The organism is Methylobacterium indicum (genome assembly GCF_001043895.1).
GTDB classification, from domain to species: Bacteria; Pseudomonadota; Alphaproteobacteria; order Rhizobiales; family Beijerinckiaceae; genus Methylobacterium; species Methylobacterium indicum.
The window spans coordinates 1-19177 of sequence record NZ_JTHF01000181.1 but is presented as its reverse complement, the minus strand read 5'-3'; the positions used below and the strand labels follow the sequence as shown (position 1 = coordinate 19177).

The following is a 19177-nucleotide window of genomic DNA, read 5'->3' as shown; positions in this document are numbered from 1 at the left end:
CCGGCGCGGGCTCGGGGGCGGGCGGCACCGGGATCGGGGCGGGCTCGCTCGGAGTCGGCGCGGGCGTGACGGCCGGAGACGGCTCCGGCGCGGGAGCGGGAACCGGCGCCGGGGCCCCGGTGGCGGGGGCGGCTCCGTCGAGCCGGCCGACCCCGGCCTGGGCCAGGGCCTCGCCCTTCACGGCGGCGGCCGCGTCGAGGCCGTAGGCGTAGGGCACGCTGTAGGAGGCCGTCGAGCGACCGTCCTGGGCGCTCGCCTCGCCCGCGCCGGTCTGGCTCCAGGTCACACCGCTCATCACGTTGCCGCGCAGGTCCCAGTAGCCCGGCGCCGTGCTGTCGAGGCTCACGATCGGGTCGCGGACGTTCTCGAACACGTTGTTCTCGATCAGCCCGACCGCCCCCATCCGCAGGTTGATGGCCGAGGCGCTGATATCCTTGAAGTAGTTGTCGTAGATGTGGACGTGGCCGTCGCGCACGCTCGGCGTGCGGGAGCCGAGATTCTCGAACACGTTGTGATCGTAGGTCACGAAGCGGGCGCCGGTATCATCGTCGGCATAGCCGACCAGCGACGCCTTGTGGTGATCGTGGATGTAGTTGTTCGAGACCGTGATGTACTCAGCGCCACGCTTGATGTCGAGCAGGCCGTCGTAATAATCCTTGTCCACCGCCATCGAGCTGTAGAGCTCGTTGTGGTCGATCATGATGTTGCGCGACGGCCCCTCGATCCCGATCGCGTCCTTCGGGCCGGTGGCGACGTTGTGGATCTTGAGGTTCTGGATGATGAGGTTCGACGAGCCGCCGCTGATGCGGATGCCGATGCCGTCGAACTCGGCGCCGGACCCGCCGCCGATCACCGAGATGTTGTTGCGGCCGGCGATCGAGATGGCGTCGACGCCGCTGTTGGCAGGCGTGATCTTGCCGTCGACCACGATGGTCAGGGGGCCGGACGTCGCCGAAACGCCGTCGATCGCCTTCTGGAGTTCGGCCCCGGTCGAGACGTGGACGGTGGGACCGCCGCTGCCGCCGGAGGTGCCGCCGTTCATCGCCGCGAAGCCGTGCGCGAGGTTCTGTGCCATGGAGAGACCTGTCTGAGGGGATGTGGCGCGTCCCGGGTGGAAGCCGGCCATCGGCGGCCGACCTCGCGGAACGCGAGCCGTGATCGTGGATGGGGTGGTGGTCGTCCGGGGGGAGCCCGCGCGGTCGCGCTCCCGCGGCACGGGCGCTCCGCCGGCGTGCCGGGTCGGCCCCGTTCGGGTTCCGGATCGGGTGAGACGAGGCCGGCCGGGGGCCGGATCCTAGCGGGACGCGGCCGGCCCCGGGGGCCGGCACCCGGTCAGCAGACGGGCCCCGGTACCGGAGGCGGACGGCCTGCCGGCGTCGCAAGGTCCTGGCTCCGACGATCCCGCCGGGACGGCACGCGTCCGCCGGTCGGGGATCGCCTCCCTTCTCGGTTGCTCACTTCGGGTTCGCCTTCGCGCAATCGCCCGCCGAACTGCGCAGCGTCGTGCAGTCGGGCGGACAGGAGGATCAAGCATTCGCGCCCGGTCCGGACGCCGAACAAGGTGATCCTACCGCAGTGAGGCAGAAATAAGAGTGAATAAATCCGGCGCACAGCCAAGATCGATTTACTGTCGCTTTCAAGCGACAGCAATCATGAACTGCCGCCGAGCTGGTCTATCTCGGCCAGGAGGTCGCGGGCGAGGCGCTCGATGCGGCGCAGGGCCTCTCGCTCCCTCTCGTCGCGGGGGCCGTCCTCGCCGCGCACGAACACCTCGCCGCCGATTCCCCCGAGGGCATTGCGGAGCGTGAAGCGGAACCGGCCGTGATGGCCGCGCTTGAGCACGAAATGCGCGGGGTCGCCCGCGCCCCGGGGCCGATGCGGCGACCGTTCGGTCACGGGCCTGCTCCCTTCCTGCCGCTGCGCCATCCCGCTCCACCCGCTCTCGTCGACCCGGCCCGCCTCGTCCTCGCCCGTGGGGCGGCTCGCGCCGCGTCAGCTCGCCCGCCGCTCGCCGAGATCGGCGAGGATCTTGTGGGCCGCCGGGCTGTGGGGATCGCGCCGCAGGGCCTCCTCGGCGGCGTCGCGGGCCGCGTCGTAGCTCTTCATCATCCGCAGGCAGCGCCCGAGCTTGATCCAGTGGGCGGCGACGTCGGACTGGACGGCGGTGAGCCGCCGCAGCAGGTCCGCGGCCTCGCCGAAGCGCCCGTCGGCGAGGCGGGCCTTGGAGAGCACCCGCAGGGCGTCGAAACGCTGCGGATCGAGGGCGAGGAGGCGGGTCGCCAGAACCTCCTGGCGGCCGGCATCGCCGAGCGCCACCGCCTGCCGGAGCTGCCCGGCGAGGTGCGCGCCGCCCCGGCGGACGAGGCGGGTGCAGACCGCGTCCTGCGGCTCGGCCGCCAGCACGATCCCGGCGAGCCGCAGGGCCTCGTCGACCTCGCCTCCGGCCTCCAGCGCCCGGGCGCGCTTGGCCAGGCGCCGGGCGAGGGAGGCGGTGGACGCGCGGGCCTTGGCGTTGCCCGGATCGGCGTCGAGGGCGCGGCGGAACCAGGCCAGGGCCTGCTCCTCGCGGCCGGCGAGCTCGGCGGCGCGGGCGCCGCGGGCCAGCGTGGACGAATCGGCGCCCCCGGCCCGGTCGACCTGGCGCCACAGATCGACGGCCCGGTCCCAGGCGCCGCGCTTCTCGGCGGCGGAGGCCGCCTCGCGCAGGGTGCGGATCTCGTCGGGATCGATCCGCAGGGCGCGCTCGTAGGCCTCGGCCGCGCCCGCGACGTCGCCGGCCTGGAGGGCGGACCGGGCCGGCGCCAGCCAGCGGCTCTTCAGCCGGGAGAGCGCCCGCGCCGCCTCCCGGTCGCCGGGGGCGAAGGCCAGCAGCGCCCGCAGGGCCTCGGCCCCGGTCTCCCATTCCTGCTGCGCCAGGGTGTGCTCCGCCGCCGCCCTGAGCTGGCGGCAGACGTCGTCCCGGTACGGCTCGGGCACGCCGCCCGGCGCGGCGCAGACCGTGCGGGCGATGCGGGCAAGGCCGTCGCCGCGCCCCGCCGCGATGATCCACTGCATCACCGCGAGCGCGGCCTCCGGCGTCGTCGCGGCCAGGGCCTCGGCCACCGCCGGCAGGGATTCCAGGCGGCCGAGCATGCGCAGGGCCTCGGCCTTCACCGCCAGCGCCACCGGGTCGCCGGGCTCGCGGGCGAGCACCGCCTCGGCGAGCGCCAGGCTGCCCTCCGGCTGCCGGGCGCGCAGGAGGCAGCGCGCCGCCTCGACCAGGGCCCAGCCCGCGGCCGGACGGCAGGCCGCCATGTCGCGCCAGGCCGAGGCCGCCTCCTCGAACCGCTTGAGCTTAGTCAGGGCCTTGGCGGCGACCGCGATGGCGGCGGAATCGGACGGGGCCGCGGCGCGGGCCTGGCCGGCGAAATCCAGGGCCGCGGCGGGATCGCCCCGGCGCATGGCGATCTGGGCCAGCACCGCCAGGCCCGCGCCGCCCGCGGGCTCGGCCGCGATCGCGGCCCGGGCGAGGGCGGCCGCGCCGGGCAGGTCCCCGACCTGGAGCAGGGCCGCGGCCCCGGCCCGCGTCGAGCCGGCGCTCGCCTCCGGCAGCGGGGGCGTGCGCGGCTGCGGCACCGGGGGCGCCGCGCGCGTCTCCGGCGCCGGTCCCGCCTCCGCGGCGCGACAGAGCGCCCACAGGAGGTCCTCGGTCAGCACCGCCTCGAATTCCGGCGTGTAGTGCGCCCGGCTCTCGCCGCCCTCGGCCATCGCGGCGGTGATTCCGAAGGCCAGGACCCTCAGGGTCGGGTCGTAGACCGGCAGCCCGTGCCGGACGCCGATCTCCTGCAGCCAGTCCGCGATCCGGGCGCGGCTCTCGATCTCGAGCCCGCGCGCGTCCGGGATGTTGCAGTGTGTCACGAACACCGTCGGCCGGGCGAGGCGCCCGGCGATCGCCAGGACGTCGCGCTCGAGATCCTGGCGCGTCGTCGCCAGGATGAAGGCCTCGGCGAGGACATGGCGGTCGAAGGGCGCGAGGGCGTGGTAGGCGGGCAGGCGGGCGAGCTCGGCCGCGCGGCCGTCGCGCTGCTCGGGCAAAGCCGCGGCGAGGAAGGTGCGCAGGACCTCCGGCGCGGTACGGAACCGCTCGGCGAAGTAGTTGAGCTGGAGCACCCACTCGCCGAGCACGACCGTCTTGAGCGAGGAGATCTCGACCAGGTAGGCGCCGGGCGCGCTCGCCGCGGCCCGCAGGTCGCGGGCGGGGAACGGCAGGGCACGGCTCCCGGCGAGGTAGGGCACGAGCCCGTCCGGCAGCTCCAGGCCGTCGCGGATGTCGAGGAGCTGGAGCACCTCCCGGGCGGTGTGGACGTAGCCGTAGACGTCGCCGTTGCAGAGCCGGGCCTGGCCGTTCTGCGTCGCGAGGCGCATCGGGTTGACGACCCGGCAGCTGCCGAGGGCAGTGACACTCAACGGCTCGATCATGGTGGAGGTCCCTCGGCGTTTCTTCTCGTGAAGGCTTCTCGTGGAGGTTTCTCGTGTCGGAGGCGTCCCGGGCCGACAGGCGGTACGGGCCCGCTCAGGCGGGAGGCCGGGCCGGGCACGGGAGCCGCGCCGCCTCGGTCCGGGCGAGGCCCGGGACCGTCACAGCCGCCACAGGACGATCCCCTCGGGCCGGGTGGCGCGGTCGAGGCCGGAGCGGACGTCGAGGACGAGGCCGGTGCCGTCGCGCAGGCAGCCCCGCACGAGGTCCCAGCCGGCCGAGAGATAGGCCTGGTGGGCGACCGCCAGGACGACCGCATCGGCCTCCCGCAGGCCGTCGAGGGGCTGGAGCGCGATACCGTATTCGTGCTCGGCCGCCGCCGGATCGGCGAGGGGATCGTGGACGCGCACCTCGCAGCCGTGCCGGCGCAGGGTCTCGACGAGGTCGGCGACCTTGGAATTGCGCAGGTCCGGGACGTTCTCCTTGAAGGTGAGGCCCAGCACCGTGACGCGCGGCCGCGCGATGCCGCGGGCGGCGAGGCGCTGGATGCATTCCCGGGCGACGTGCTCGGCCATCCGGTCGTTGATGCGCCGCCCGGCGAGGATCACCTCCGGGTGGTAGTCGCAGCGCTGCGCCCGGTGGGTCAGGTAGTAGGGATCGACCCCGATGCAGTGGCCGCCGACGAGCCCCGGCGTGAAGGGCAGGAAGTTCCACTTGGTGCGGGCGGCCTCCAGCACGTCGGCGGTGTCGATCGCCAGTCGGTGGCAGATGATGGCGAGCTCGTTCATCAGCGCGATGTTGAGGTCGCGCTGCGTGTTCTCGATCACCTTGGCGGCCTCGGCGACCCGGATCGAGGGGGCGCGGTGGACGCCCGCGCTCACCACCGAGCCGTAGACCTCCGCCACGACGTCGAGGGTGCGGGCGTCCTGCCCGGCCACCACCTTGGTGACCGCCTCGAAGGTGTGGACGACGTCGCCCGGATTGATCCGCTCGGGGCTGTAGCCGACCGTGAAATCGCGCCCGCAGACGAGGCCGGAGGCGGCCTCGAGCACCGGCACGCAATCCTCCTCGGTCGCGCCCGGATAGACCGTCGATTCGTAGACCACGATCGCGCCCGGACGGAGCGCGGCGCCGACGCAGGCCGAGGCGGCGAGGAGCGCCCCGAGATCCGGCCGGCAGGCCGCGTCGATCGGCGTCGGCACCGCGACGACGAAGAAATCGGCGCCCCGCAGGACCTCCGGCCGGGCGGTGAGGCGCAGGGGCGCCTCCCGCAGGGCGCGCCGGTCGACGGCGCCGCAGCGGTCGCGGCCCCGCCGCAATTCGGCGATCCGGCCGGCATCGATGTCGAAGCCGACCGTCGGGGCCCCGGAGGCCGCGAAGGCCACCGCCACCGGCAGTCCGACATAGCCGAGGCCGATCACCGCGATCCGGCGGCCATGGGCCGGCGCCCCCGCCCGGGCCCGGGCGGGGGCGAGGGTGGGGGCCGTCCCGTCGGACGGCCCGGCCTCGATGACAATGTCGTGCCGACCGTGGTCAAGCATCGACGCTCTCCCGGGCGGGAGCGGCGGGCGCGGGCGCCGCCGCGCGCCGGCGGCCGACGCCGAGATAGCGGAACCCGTACCGCGTCGCCTCCTCGGGCCCGTAGACGTTGCGCAGGTCGACCATGACCCGGGCGGCCATGAGGGCGCCCATCCGCTCGAGGTCGAGGGCCCGGAAGGCATTCCACTCGGTCACGATCACCACCGCGTGGGCGCCCTCCGCGCAGGCATAGGCGTCGGCGGCGTAGTCCACGTCGGCGAGGAGCGGACGGGCCTGCTCGATACCCTCCGGGTCGTAGGCCGTCACCGTGGCGCCGGCATCCTGGAGCCCGGTGATGATCGACAGGGACGGGGCGTCGCGCATGTCGTCGGTATTCGGCTTGAAGGTCAGGCCCAGCACCGCGATCCGCTTGCCCCGCACCGAACCGCCGCAGGCGGTGATCACCTTGCGGGCCATGGCGCGCTTCCTCTGGTCGTTGACCGCCACCACCGTCTCGACGAGCCGCACCGGGCTGCCCGCATCCTGGGCGGTCTTGACCAGCGCCAGCGTGTCCTTCGGGAAGCAGGAGCCGCCGTAGCCCGGGCCGGCATGCAGGAACTTGCGCCCGATGCGGTTGTCGAGGCCGATGCCGCGGGCGACCTCCTGCACGTCGGCGCCGACCTGCTCGCAGAGATCGGCGATCTCGTTGATGAAGGTGATCTTGGTGGCGAGGAACGCATTGCCGGCATACTTGGTCAGCTCGGCGGTGCGCCGGCCGGTGACCAGGATCGGCGCCTGGTTGAGGTAGAGCGGGCGATAGATCTCCCGCATCACCGCGTCGGCCCGCGGGTCGTCGAGGCCGATGACGATGCGGTCGGGCCGCTTGAAGTCCTCGATCGCCGCGCCCTCGCGCAGGAATTCGGGGTTCGACACGACGTCGACCTCGGCCTCCGGGTTGGCCTCGCGGATGATCCGCTCGACCTCGTCGCCGGTGCCGACCGGCACCGTCGACTTGGTCACCACCACGGTGTAGCCGGCGAGGTTGCGGGCGATGTCCCGGGCGGCCCCGAAGACGTAGGTCATGTCGGCGAAGCCGTCGCCGCGCCGCGACGGGGTGCCGACCGCGATGAACACCGCGTCGGCCTCCCGCACCGCCGGGCCGATCTCGGTGGTGAAGGTGAGCCGGCCCCAGCGGACGTTGCTCGCCACCAGGGCGTCGAGGCCGGGCTCGTAGATCGGGATCCGCCCCTCGTTCAGGGCCGCGATCTTGCGCGGGTCCTTGTCGACGCAGGTCACGTCGTGGCCGAAATCGGCGAAGCACGCCCCCGAGACGAGGCCGACATAGCCGGAACCGATGATCGCGATCTTCATGACGCACTCCTGATGCGGGTGGCATCCCCGCGGGTGGGGTCGGTTTCGCCGAACACGGCCAGCGTCTCGCGGATCATCCGCTCGATGCCGAAGCGCTGCTCGATGAAGACGGGGGCGCCGACGCGGGCGCGGTGGCGCAGGCTCTTGGCGCGCACGACCGAGACGAGGGCGGCCGCGAGGGTCTCGGGCGCGTCGTCCTTGACCAGCATCCCGGTGACGCCCTGGAGCAGGGCCTCGCCCGAGCCGCCGGCCTCGGTGGTGACCACCGGCACGCCGAGGGATTCGGCCTCCAGGAGGACGTTGGGCAATCCCTCGACCTCGGAGGCGAGGAGCAGGACGTCCATCGCCGCCATCCAGGGCTCGACCGGACTCTGGCGGCCGGCGAGCGTGATGCGCCCCGAGAGGCCGCGGGCGTCGATCGCCTCCTGCAGCTCGGCCCGCAGGGCGCCGTCGCCGACGATGACGCCGTGGACCCGCGAGTCGGCGCCCGCGATCCGCGCCACGACGTCGAGCCACAGATGCGGCCGCTTGGCCGGGGCGAGGCGGAAGACCCCGCCGATCAGGAGCGCGCCCTCGGGCAGGTTCAGGCGCGCCCGCACCGCCTCGCGGGCGCCGGCCGGGGCCCGGGCGCGGATGCTCGCGACGTCGACGCCGTTGCGCAGCACCCGGATGCGGCCGGGCTCGAAGCCGAGCCAGGCCTCGTAGTCCCGGGCGCCGGCCGCCGAGTTGGCGGTGAAGCGCACCTCCGGCCGCTCGGCCAGCGCCCGGTACATCGTGGCGAGATAGGCCCGGTAGCGGCGCCGGTCGCCCTCGCCGGCCACGACGTTGCGCATCGAGCAGACGATCGCCGGCACGCCCGCCAGCACCGCCGCGACGGCGCCGGTGGAGATGACCCCGTCCTGCCACAGGTGGACGCAGGACGGGCGGTGGCGGCGAAAGCTGTCGAAGAGCTTGAGGATGTCGCGGGAGAGATTGCGCGGGAACGAGCCGATCAGCCGCAGGGTCTCGCGCAGGGCCGGCTCCTCCGCCGCCAGGGTGCGGAACACCTGCGCCTCGTTGACGTGCGCGAGGTCCTCGATGGTCAGGAACTCGGTCTCGGCGAGGCTGCGCATCATCGAGCGGCCGCGGGCGGGGGTGAGGTCGAGGCCGACGAGGACGGTACGCCCGGTCCCGCCCCGGGCCCGGGACACCCCGGCCGCCGTGAGGGCGACCTGGCGCTCGGCCCCGCCGGCGCCGAGCGAGGAGGAGACCAGCATCACGGTGTCGGTCGGCGGCAGCAGCGGGCGGGGCGGCGGGCTCCCGAGCGCACGCAGAAAGAGGGCCCCGGGGAAGACCGGGAGCGCGCCGCCGGCCGGCGCGCCGACCGCGAAGGCCGCCGCGCAGCGGGCCGCCGCCCGCTGCAGGTCCGCCTCGGCGTCCGGCGCCTCCAGGGCGGCGGCGAGGTGCGTCCAGGCCTCCGCGTAGGCGCCGACCTCCATGAGCGCCTCGGCCAGGACGGGGCGGGTCCTGGTGCGCAGGATCGGGTGGGCGAGGGCCCGGCGGGCGACGCCGATCGCCTCCCGGGCATCGCCCCCGGCAAGCTCGATGCGGGCGAGCGCCAGCAGGCCCTCGCCGCCGCCGGCCCCGAAGACCCGGCGCGCCCTGGCGGTGAGCTCGGCGATGCGCTCGTCGCGCTCCAGGGCGCCGAGCGCCCTGAGGGCGCCCTCCCAATGCGCGAGATCGCCGGGATCGAGGGCGAGCGCCGCCTCGAAGGCGGCGGCGGCGCCGGCCCAGTCGTTGAACCGCTTCAGGGTGCGGCCGAGGAGCGCGTGATGGGCGGCCACGCCCGGCTCGGCCTCGACCAGGCGCCGGGCGAGGGCGGCGCTGTGCTCCTTCGACTCGCCGACCGCCTGGGCCAGGCGCAGCCGGGTCTTGACGGTCTGCGGCGAGGCGGCCTCCGGCCCGCGCACCCCGTCGAGGAGCGCGAGCGCCCGGGCCGGATCGCCGAGGCGCTCGTAGGCCCCGGCGAGGCGCAGCCGGGTGCCGTCGGCGTCGAGCCACCGCGCCTCGACCGTCGCCAGGGTCGCCAGTGCCGCGTCGGGATCGTGCGGTGCCTCGATCCGCGTGGCCCGCAGGACGAGGGCGGCGGCCGTCTCGCCGAAGCGGGCGACGTGGGCGGCGTAGGCCTCGGCCTCCTCGCCGGGCGCGGCCGCGGCGAGGCGAAGCTTGAGCAGGCGCTCGGCGGCACCGGCATCCCGGGGCGCCAGGGCGAGGTGGCGCTCGAGCAAAGCCGTCGCCTGAACGCGGTCGCCCCGCGCCTCGGCGGCCTTGGCCAGGCGACGATGGACCCCGTAGCGCCGCAGCGTCGCGGGTCCCGCCGAGGCCGCGACCTCGAGCCAGATCAGGCCGGCGCCGTGGCGGTCGCCGGCATTCTCCAGGGCCAGGGCACGTTCCGCCGCGGGGTCGAGTCGGGGAGTCGCGGCACCGGCGCGCGGAGCGGTCGAGGGGCCGGCACGGTCCTTGACGCCGGCGCGCCGGCGCCCGGGCGCGGCCGGGACCGGCGGGTGGTCGCGGGCCGGGATCATGCGGCGGCTCCCTGGGCGAGGAGCGCGTCGCCCGCGGGATCCCGGCCGGATTCGACCCGTAGCGCCGGGGCGGCGTCGATCACGCCGGCAAACCAGGTCTCCAGGCAGAGCAGGGTCCAGATCAAGGCTCCCCCCGCCTGCTTGCCGTCGAGATGGAGCGCGACCAGGCGATCGACCCAGGACATCCGGAAGAGGCCGCGGCCGCGGAAGGCAGTGCTTGCCACCGTGTCCTCCAAAAGCTCGCGCAGGCTCGTGCGCAGCCAGTGGTCGAGGCGGCCGGCGGCCGGCGGCATCGCCGCGGCGCGGGCCTCCGGGATGGCCGCCTGGAGGAGCCCCGGCCGGGTCCAGCTGCCGGTCCGTTGCTCGGTCGGCACGGACAGGCACCATTCCGCGAAGTCCCGCCCGAGGAACGGCGCGTCCAGGGCCGGCCCGTCGCGCAGGCGCGCGGCCTCGAGCCCGGCGAGCAGGCGCGGGGCCCCGTGGGTGAGGTCGAGCCGGGCGGCGAGGTCGCGGGCGCTGGACTCGTCCGCCCGCTCCAGCGAGGTGCCGAGGTCGTCGACAGGGGAGAACAGCAGCGAGCCGATCAGCGCCGGACCGCACAGGGCGAGGCGCTGGGCGTCGCTGGCGACGCCGACGATGTCGCCGTAGAGGTCGCGCACGAACGGCATCGTGGCGTGGAACCCCTGCCGGACCGCGGGCTGGATCCGCCCGTCCCGCCGGCGCTTCACCGCCGCCTCGAAGGCGGCGTAGCGCGGCCGGTCGAGGAACAGCTCAGGCCCTCCCGTCGCGACGAGACCGTACCCGGCCCGGTCCCGGGCCGCCGCCAGCAGGGCGTGGAGCCCGAGCAGGTCGGGATCGGCCACGAGTTCGCCGCCGAGCGGGATCGTGCTGAGGGCGTCGGCGGCGGCCGCCGCCGTCGGGGTGACCTCGCACCAATGCGGCACCCCGCGGGGCGCCGGGCCGAGGCCCAGCACGGCGATCCCGTCCCGCCCGGCCGCCCCTGCCGCCCGGGCGACGGCACCGGCCAGGGCCGCGGATGCGGCGTCCCCGGTGGCGAGCACCGCGACGGCGGGAGAATCCGCCACGGCCCGGGCGGCGATGTCCGCGAGGCGGGCGCGCAGCCGGATCGCCGCCTCGCCGGGCGCCGCCGGGCGCCGGCCCGGCCCCGGGGCGGGGAGCGACCAGTAGCGCTCGCAGCGGGGCGCGGCGCCGGGTCCGGCCCGGAGCCAGTGGCCGGGCGGCAGGCGCAGCACGCCCTTCAGGGGCGAGCGCTCGACCGGGCAGAAGCCGAAGGCGAGGTAGTGGGCGAGCACGTCGGCATCGGGGACGCGCCGCATCCCGGGCCAGGACAGGAGCGCGGCGAGGTCGGAGGCGAAGACGACGCGGTCGCGCAGGACCGCGTAGTGCAGCGGCTCGACGCCGAAGCGGTCGCGCCCGCACAGGAGGGTCCCGTCGGCGGCGTCGTGGATCGCGAAGGCGAAGCGGCCCTCCAGCCGGGCCGCGACCTCCGTGCCCCAGCGCCGATAGGCGAGCCGGAGGAGCCCGGCCTGGTCGGTCTCGTCGGGCCTCTCGCCGCGGTCGGCGAGCTCGTCGCGCAGCGCCCGGGCGTTGTCGATCCGCCCGGCCAGGACCACCCCCAGCGCCTCGCCGCCCGGCGCGGCGGGACCGGCCGGGATTTCTCCCAGCAGGAGCGCGCGGGCCTGGCGCAGGATGCCGGTGCCGCGTCCCCCGCGCGCCAGGCCCGACCGCACCCGCGCGGCGGCCCGCAGGTCGTCGCCGCACAGCGCACCGTCGCCCGTCATCAGGATTCCGGCGAGGCCAGGCATCGCGTGTCGTTCCTCGGCGAGACGAGAGGGAGGGCGGGAGGAGGGGAGGCGCGCCCGGGCAGAGGCGGCCGCGCCGTCCGGCGTCAGGCCGCGGCCTGGCGGTTGAGCATGTCGCTGAGGAGGCTCACCGTGGCGGCGTCGCCCGGCTCGATCTCGAGCGCCCGCAGGGCCGCGGGCACGCCCCGGTCGTAGAGCCGGATCGCCCGGCACGAGCGGGCGAGCTTCACCCAGTGGCGGGTGTCGTCGGGCTCGATCTCGGTCAGGCGCTGGAGCACCTCGATGCCGTCGCGGTGACGCTTCGCCGTCCGGTAGAGCCGCGAGAGCACCTTCAGGGCGTCGGGGCGGTTCGGCTCCAGCTCCAGCATCTTGCGGCAGATCTCCTCCTGGAGCGCCGCGTCCTCGGTCGCCACGGCCTCGCGCAGCCGGCGCGAATAGCTCGACATCACGCGCCGGAAGGTGCGCTGGCCGACCTCGCTCCCGGGCGAGACCTCGAGGACGATCGCGGCCTTGAAGGCGGCGACCTCAAGGTGCCCGGCGGCGAAATCCTCGCGCATCGCCCGCACCAGGCGGCGCAGGGCGGAGGTGAGGAGCCTCGCTCCCTGCTCGTCGCCCGCCGCGTCGAGCTCGTGGTAGATCCGCACCGCGAGGTCGTAGCGCTCGGCCCGCATCGCGGCGCGGCCGGCCCGCTTCTCGTAATCGGTCGTGTCGGGCGAGAGCCGGGCGAGCTGGGCCCAGCGCTGGCTCGCCCGCAGCCACTGCCCGGCCTTGTCGTGGGTGAGCGCCAGCTCGCGCAGGATGCGGACGTTGTCGCCCTGGATCGCCAGGGCGGCCTCGTAGGCCGCCACGGCACCCGGCACGTCGCCCTCGGCGGCGCGGGCGCGGGCGGCGGCGATGAGCGGGCTGAACAGCCGGCGCAGGCCTTGCGCGGCGCGGCCGCTGTCGGGATCGATCAGCAGGATCGCCTTCCAGGCGGCGGCCGCCGCCGGGGTGTCCTCCCGCTCGCTCGCCACCTTGCCGCGCTGCTCGAGGGTGCGGATCAGAGCCGCGCGCATCACCGCGTCGATATCGACCTCGCCGGTGTCCCGGGCGGTGGCGACGATGGCGGCGGCCTCCTCGGGGTAGCGGGCCGAGATCAGGGCGGGGATCGCCGCCATCGCGGCCTTCGGCTCGATCCCCGCGAGGTCGAGGGAGACCGCGGCCAGCTCGCGCATCCGGCGCAGCTTGAGCAGGGCGTCGGCCTTGATGACGAGGGCGCCGGCCTCCTGGGCGTCGCGGGCCAGCGCCTCGTCGGCGGCCGCGAGCGCCGCCTCGAAGTTGCGCGCCTTCATCTCGCAGCGCGCGGTCTCGATCAGCGGCAGCACCAGTTCCGGCCGGATCAGCGCGATGCGGCGCCAGATCGCGATCGCCTCGGGAAAGAACCTGCCGCGCATCATCGCCTTGGCCGAGACGAGGAGGATGCGCAGGTCGTCGGGCGAGCGCCGCACCAGGTCGGCGGCGATGCTGCAGGCCTCCTCGACCTTGCCCATCCGCAGGGCGCTCTTGACCAGCATCGCGCGGGGCTCCAGCGCCGCCGGGTCGAGCTCGACCGCCTCGCGGAACTCGGCCGTCGCCGCCGTGGTGTCGCCGCGGTGGAACGCGACGGTGCCGAGCAGGGTGTGCAGGCCCGCGTGCCGGCCGTCCTCGGCGGCGAGCCCGTGCAGGATCACCTCGGCCTCGTCGAGATCGCCGTCGGCGATGCGCTTCTTCGCCTCGTTGAGACCGGCCACGATCTGGGCCGGCGCCATCTGGGCCGGCACGGCGGACCCGGACGGAAACTGCCCGGCCGGGGCCTGGACCGGCGTGGAGGACAGGATGTCGAGCGTCACGCGGCCGGCGGCCGCCGCGCGGCCGAGGAGCGGGGCCAGTACCTCGTCGACCAGGATGCCGCCGAGGACCGGCTTGAACGACGCCTCGTAGTGGTTGAGGTCGCGGCCCGCCTCGGCGAGAGCCCGCGCCTGGCCATGCGCCGTCACGTGAGGGGTCGGGTCGAAATTCGGATAGCCGGCCTCTGCGCAGATCTCCTGCACCCAGCCGCACAGGCGGGCGCGGCTCTCGATCGGGTGCCCCTGCGCATCCGGCACGTTGATGTGGTTGACGAACACCACCGGGGTCGGCTGCAGCCGCGCGACGATCTCGGCCATCTCGGCCTCGAGCTCATCGCGGGTGGTGGTGCGCACATAGCCCTCGAGGAGGATGCGCCGCTCGAGGTCGTCGACCTGCGCGAAGCCGGGCAGCGCCGAGAGCCGCTGCAGGCGGAGGTCGGGGTCGCGCTCGCCCTTCAGCCGGAAGAAGGCGTCGATCAGCCCGGGCCGATCGCGAAAGTTCTTCTCCAGGTGATTGATCTGGAGCAGCCACTGGTCGAACACGATCTCCTTGGCCGAGGAGATCTCGACCACGAAGACGTCGGTGCGCGGCCGCGGGCTGCGCATGAGCACGCCGTCCTGCGACAGGAAACGGCCGAGCTCGGCCGGGATCTCGCGCCCGTCGAGGTAGTCGATCTGCTGCAACGCCTCGCGGGCGGTATGGATGAACCCGTAGATGTTGGTGGTGTTGCGCCGCAGATGGCGGATCTGCACGGCTGCTCCCAACGGCTCGGCCACGCGGCAGGTGCCGATCGTGGTGTAGACGACATCTTTCTGGGACAAAGCCGCACTCCTCAGATCCAGATCAAATCTAAATCAGTCGATGCCGATTTACGGATCCTTTACTGCCATCGAACGTATTTTTGAGGTCCGGTGCGATCAAACTGCCCATTATCAGTAGACGGGGGCAGGCGGGGCGGCGGACGGGGCCGAAAGGCGTAGCCGCGAGGCTGCCGAAAGGGGGAGGCCCCGTCGGCTGGGGGAGAGGCCGTGCCCGCACGGACGGGCGGAGCCGGAGGACGCCTCGGCTAGGCTGGCGGGTGCGAGCGCTCGCCAGACCTGAAAGGAACCCCGCGCGATGCCGGCCCCGATCTCCCACCGCCCGATCCCGTCGCTTCCGCTGGCCGCTGCCGCGCTGCTCGGGCTCGCCGCGCCCTTCGCCGGCTTCCTCGCGTCCGACGCGCGGGCGGCCCAGTCGCCGGTCCCGCCCGACCGCTTCCTCGCGGCCGCCCGGGAGGCGGCCGACCGCGCCCCGCCGGCCTGCGCGGCCACGGCGCGGACGGGCGCCGACGGGCGCGTAACGGAGAGCCCCCTGCCGGCCATGATCCAGGGCGCCGCCGCCGGCACCACCGGTGGGCTCGGCCGGCGCCTCTACACGGTGACGCGCCTCGACGACGCCAAGGCCTCGCGCAGCCGGCCGAGCCCGGAGGGCACGCTGCGCTGGGCTGTCGAGGCGGCGCGCCAAGGCGGGGGCTGGATCGCCTTCGCGCCGGGCCTGACCGGAACCCTGCACCTCGAGGCCGGCCTGCACCTGCCCTCCGACACCACCCTCGACGGGGGCTGCGGCGGGATCACCCTCACGGCGGCGCCGCGCACGACGCAGCTGACGCTGACCGATGCGCGCAACGTCATCGTCAGCGGCCTGACCTTCACCAAGGACGCCTACGACGACAAGGCCGACAAGACCGGCGACGCCATCGCGCTCACCGACCAGTTCGACCAGGTCGCGATCCTGCACAACGCCTTTCACCGCTGCGGCGACGGCTGCGTCGACATCGTGCGCAAGGAGCGCTTCGCCTCCGGCGCCCGGGCGACCGTCGCGTTCAACCACTTCGCACAGCACAACAAGGTCATGCTGATCGGCACGCTGACCTGCTACAAGGACGCGGCGGCGGAGGGCTGCGCCGACCCGCTCGCGCATCTCGGCGACGTCATGGAGCCCCGGGTCCTCGTCACGGTCGCCGGCAACGTCTTTGCGGGCACGAGCCAGCGCCACCCCAAGGTGGTCTCGAACGCCGCCGTCCACTTGACCAACAACCTGTTCGCGCTGAGCCCGACCGCCTATTCCAACGGGGCCGACAGCGCCGTCTACGGCTCGGCCACCGGCACCGGCGGCGTGCTGGTCGCGGAGGGCAACATCTTCGTCAACCCGGACCGGGCCGGCCGGATCGGCGCCGGGCCGATCTCGGTGGTCCGCGCCTCGACCGGCGGCGGGCACGAGGCCGACGGGGTCGTGGCCGCGGGCGACAACGTCACGGTCGGCAACATCCGGGTGGTCGAGAACCGGCCCGAGATCGCCCGCGCGGTCCCGATCCAGGCCGGGGCGGTGCTGCGGGTCTCCGACAAGGGCCCCGAGGCCCTCGCCACCTGCCTCCTGCGGATCGCCGGGCCGCAGGGAGCGACGGCGGCATGGCCGCAGGCATGCCGGTGAGGGACGCCGCCGCGGGGTCTATCGCCCCGCCTCGTCGCCCAGGCCGGCGGCGATGTCGTGGAGGGCACGAAGGATCGCGTCCGGCGGGTAGGGCTTGGCGACGAACAGGCCGTTCCGGGGCAGGTCCTTCTCAGCCACCATGATGCGTCCCGACGTGACGATGATGGAGAGGGGAGGGCGGCGACCCTGCATGCCGTGGGCCAGCGTCAATCCGTCCATCGTGCCGGGCATCTCGATATCCGTGAACAGGACGCGGATCTCGGGATGGCGTTCGAGTTGCAGAAGCGCCTCGTCGGCATCGCGAGCCTCGTGGGTCGTGAAACCGGCTTCCTCGCACAGGTCGACCGCTTCCGCGCGGCCGAGGGCATCGTCCTCGACGATCAGGACGGCGAAATGCGAATGCCGGGAAGACTGCCCCATCACGGATCGCCCGCCTTCACGCGGCCCACCGGACGGGCATCCGGCTTCCCGACCAGCCTGAACGCGATTCCACCCGGGGCGAAGTCGATGCGGCCCTCCCCGTTGAAGTAGGATGCCACGATCCGCTCGATGAGTTTCGAGCCGAAGCCGCGTCGTTGCGGTGCCACGACGGCGGGGCCGCCGCGCTCGATCCAGTCGAACACGAAGGTGCCATGCTCGTTCGTCCAGCCGACGTCGACGGTGCCGCTGCCGTTCGAGAGGGCGCCGTACTTCGCCGCGTTGGTCGCGAGTTCGTGGATGGCCAGGGACAGGCCGAGCGCCTGCTGCGAGGTCAGCAGCATGTCCGGGCCGCACGAGCGGATGCGCCGGTCGGCCGTCTGGTGGGGGGCGATCGTGGCGGCGACGACCTCGCAGATGGTCGCTTCCTCGTAGTCCGACAGGGTCAGGATGTCCTGCGCCCGGGCCAGGGCCGTCAGGCGCTGCGAGATCGCGAGCCGTCCTTCCTCCATCGAGGTCGATTGCCGCAGCGTCTGCGTCGCGACGGCCTGGACCATGGAGAGCAGGTTCTTCATCCGATGCGCCATCTCGTGGGCGAGATCCCGGCGGCGGGTCTCCGCGGCGCGGGCCTCGACGAGGAGACGATCCCGCACGGCGAGGGACCGTCGCAGCTCCATCTGCGTCATCGCCTGGCGGGCGAGGAAGCGCAGCATGTCGATCTGCAGCGCAGTGAGCTGGCGCGGCTTGGTATCGAGCACGCACATCGTTCCGACGGACTGACCGTCGGGGGTCTTCAGCACCGCACCGGCATAGAATTGCAGGCCCGCCGTGCCATGGACGAGCGGGTTCCCGTCGAAGCGGGGATCGCGGCGGGCATCCGGGACGACGAGAACGTCCTCTTCGAGGATCGCGTGGCCGCAGAACGACGTGTCGAGCGGCGTTTCGCGCACCCCGAGCCCGACCTCGGCCAGGAAGAACTGCCGGCGGGTGTCGACGAGATTCACGACCGCCATCGGGGTCTCGCAGACCCGCGAGGCCATATGGGCGATGTCGTCGAAATCCTGCTCGCGCGGGGCGTCGAGCAGCCTGTAGGCATGAAGGGCCGCTGACCGCTCGGCTTCTCCGTCGCACGGAGGATCGATGGGAACCGACAAGGGCGTGGAGCGTCCGTTCGAGCAGGTGCGGCTGCGCCGCATCTCTATAGGTCAGCTCCCCGCGACACGCAAAGCATCGCAGATCAACACGTCATTTCATTTCGAAAGTGATTTTATCGAGGGCGTCTATGTTGCGCACGATAAAGAAGAGACCGTCGATCATGCTGCGACAACCATCGAACGACGGCGGTCCGGCAGCGTGGCGACTTCGACGGATCGGCCATTCCGCTTCCCTTCCGTCTCGGCACTCGGTGTAACGGGCGGCATCCGACGATCGTGCGGCGTGCGAGCGGGGTGTCGGCGCGCAGGTCGGGATCACGCCGTGAACGTCCGCACCGTCCGGGCCAGCATCGCCTCGACCGAGAACGTCTCCCGCGCCCACAGGCGGGCGGCCGTGCCCATCGCGGCGCGGCGGGCGGGGTCGGCGCGCAGGGAGGCGATCGCGCCGGCGACCGCCTCCGGGTCGAGGTCGGGGCCTCCGGGCAGCAGGAGGCCGGTCGTGGCGGGCCGGATCGTCTCGGCGGCGCCGCCGGCATCGGTGGTGATCACCGGCAGGCCCGCGCCCTGCGCCTCGACGAGGACGTTGGGCAGGCCCTCGACCAGGGAGAGGAGCAGGAAGGCGTCCATCTGCCGGAGCCAGAACCCGACCCGGTGCGAGCGGCCGACGAACAGAACCCGCTGGGCGATGCCGAGCTGGCGCGCCCGGGCCTGGCAGGCCTCCCGCAGCGGGCCGTCGCCGACGACCACGAAGCGCGCCCGGGGCGCGCGGCGCAGGAGCCGCGCGGCGGCCTCCAGCCACAGGAGCGGTCGCTTGTTCTCGTCGAGGCGCATGACCGTGCCGAGGGTGAAGTCGCTCTCGCCCGTCGCCGCCCGGAAGCGCGCGGCCAGGGCCTCGTCGTCCGGGGCGCCGTCCTCCGGCAGGGGATCGACGCCGTTGTAGATCACCCGGATGCGCCGCGCCGGCACGCCGAGCCAGTCCGCGTAGCGCCTCGCCGCGGCGTGGGAATTGGCGGTCAGCCGCACCCCGGGGGCGGCGAGCAGCGCGCGGTAGAGACCCTCGTATTCGGGCTTGAACCGCTCCGGCCGGTCGACCGGCGGCAGGCTGCGCACGTTGAGGACGATGCGCGGCACCCCCGCCAGCACGGCGGCGAGGCCGGCCGCGTAGACGCTGCCGTCCTGCCAGATCTGGACCACGTCGGGCCGGGCCGCCCGCAGCAGCCCGGACAGCCGCGTCGCCCCCTCGACCATCGGCTCGGGCAGGAAGCGCAGGGCTCCGTCGAGGCCGGCCAGTGCCGGCACCCCGGCGAGGGCGGCCTCGGGGGGAGCGAGGGCGAATTCGTGGATCGGCACGCCGGCGGCGCGCAGGTCGGGGGCGAAGAAGTCGCCGCCGGGCCGCGCCGAGAGGGAGCGGCAGACGACCTCGACCGGCCCGGCCACCGCGACGCCGCCGATCCGCGCCCCGCGCGCGAAGGCCCCCTGCAGCTCCCGGGCGGTGAGGGCGAATTGCCGCTCGGCGCCCCCCGCGCCGAGGGAGCCGGT

The 19177-nt window shown here is 74.2% G+C and carries 12 protein-coding genes; 1 reads left to right on the top strand and 11 read right to left on the bottom strand.

Translation table 11 applies throughout. The features are described 5' to 3' along the window. The 8 genes from QR78_RS36530 to QR78_RS20840 form a co-directional block, all read right to left on the bottom strand. The coding region (locus QR78_RS36530; protein WP_053221016.1) for a pectate lyase family protein at positions 1-1075 on the bottom strand (1075 nt) is incomplete at its 3' end. Between the two features lie 575 nt (positions 1076-1650). Beyond that, positions 1651-1896 (bottom strand): hypothetical protein, encoded by a 246-nt coding sequence (locus QR78_RS20870; protein WP_048429497.1) that lies wholly within the window; start codon positions 1894-1896, stop codon positions 1651-1653. A 96-nt stretch (positions 1897-1992) separates the two neighbouring features. Beyond that, positions 1993-4458: a tetratricopeptide repeat protein gene (locus QR78_RS20865; RefSeq protein ID WP_048429496.1), complete on the bottom strand. Its 2466-nt coding sequence runs from the start codon at positions 4456-4458 to the stop codon at positions 1993-1995. Between the two features lie 159 nt (positions 4459-4617). Further along, positions 4618-5997, bottom strand: a complete 1380-nt coding sequence (locus tag QR78_RS20860) for a nucleotide sugar dehydrogenase (protein WP_082171876.1) — start codon at positions 5995-5997, stop codon at positions 4618-4620. Next, positions 5990-7345, bottom strand: a complete 1356-nt coding sequence (locus QR78_RS20855; RefSeq protein WP_048429495.1) for a UDP-glucose dehydrogenase family protein — start codon at positions 7343-7345, stop codon at positions 5990-5992. The genes QR78_RS20860 and QR78_RS20855 overlap by 8 nt, the downstream gene beginning before the upstream one ends. Continuing rightward, positions 7342-9909 (bottom strand): glycosyltransferase, encoded by a 2568-nt coding sequence (locus tag QR78_RS20850; RefSeq protein ID WP_053221015.1) that lies wholly within the window; start codon positions 9907-9909, stop codon positions 7342-7344. The genes QR78_RS20855 and QR78_RS20850 overlap by 4 nt, the downstream gene beginning before the upstream one ends. Beyond that, on the bottom strand, positions 9906-11735 hold the full coding sequence (locus tag QR78_RS20845; protein WP_048429494.1) for an asparagine synthase-related protein: 1830 nt from the start codon (positions 11733-11735) through the stop codon (positions 9906-9908). Before QR78_RS20845 ends, QR78_RS20850 begins: the two co-directional genes overlap by 4 nt. An 83-nt stretch (positions 11736-11818) precedes the next feature. Further along, complete coding sequence (locus QR78_RS20840; RefSeq protein ID WP_048429493.1) at positions 11819-14419, bottom strand: tetratricopeptide repeat protein; 2601 nt, start codon at positions 14417-14419, stop codon at positions 11819-11821. Positions 14420-14714: 295 nt separating this feature from the next. Here QR78_RS20840 and QR78_RS20835 point away from each other — a divergent pair, with 295 nt between their 5' ends. Further along, positions 14715-16067 (top strand): hypothetical protein, encoded by a 1353-nt coding sequence (locus tag QR78_RS20835; protein ID WP_048429492.1) that lies wholly within the window; start codon positions 14715-14717, stop codon positions 16065-16067. An 18-nt stretch (positions 16068-16085) separates the two neighbouring features. On the opposite strand, the gene QR78_RS20830 is transcribed toward QR78_RS20835, so the two are convergent. The 3 genes from QR78_RS20830 to QR78_RS20820 all read right to left on the bottom strand — a co-directional run. Further along, the gene (locus QR78_RS20830; RefSeq protein ID WP_048429491.1) at positions 16086-16487 is read right to left on the bottom strand and encodes a response regulator; all 402 of its coding nucleotides are present in this window, start codon (positions 16485-16487) and stop codon (positions 16086-16088) included. Beyond that, positions 16487-17638 carry a sensor histidine kinase gene (locus QR78_RS35040; RefSeq protein WP_048429498.1) on the bottom strand — a complete coding sequence of 384 codons (1152 nt, stop codon included), beginning with the start codon at positions 17636-17638 and terminating at the stop codon, positions 16487-16489. Before QR78_RS35040 ends, QR78_RS20830 begins: the two co-directional genes overlap by 1 nt. 315 nt (positions 17639-17953) lie before the next feature. Beyond that, a partial coding sequence (locus QR78_RS20820) for a glycosyltransferase (RefSeq protein WP_048429490.1) occupies positions 17954-19177 on the bottom strand: 1224 nt, incomplete at its 5' end.

Coding starts and splice junctions, on each gene's coding strand:
- QR78_RS20850 (WP_053221015.1), bottom strand. CDS start 9,909: ATGATCCCGGCCCGCGACCACCCGCCGGTCCCGGCCGCGCCCGGGCGC.
- QR78_RS20830 (WP_048429491.1), bottom strand. CDS start 16,487: ATGGGGCAGTCTTCCCGGCATTCGCATTTCGCCGTCCTGATCGTCGAG.
- QR78_RS20855 (WP_048429495.1), bottom strand. CDS start 7,345: ATGAAGATCGCGATCATCGGTTCCGGCTATGTCGGCCTCGTCTCGGGG.
- QR78_RS20860 (WP_082171876.1), bottom strand. CDS start 5,997: ATGCTTGACCACGGTCGGCACGACATTGTCATCGAGGCCGGGCCGTCC.
- QR78_RS20865 (WP_048429496.1), bottom strand. CDS start 4,458: ATGATCGAGCCGTTGAGTGTCACTGCCCTCGGCAGCTGCCGGGTCGTC.
- QR78_RS20835 (WP_048429492.1), top strand. CDS start 14,715: ATGCCGGCCCCGATCTCCCACCGCCCGATCCCGTCGCTTCCGCTGGCC.
- QR78_RS20845 (WP_048429494.1), bottom strand. CDS start 11,735: ATGCCTGGCCTCGCCGGAATCCTGATGACGGGCGACGGTGCGCTGTGC.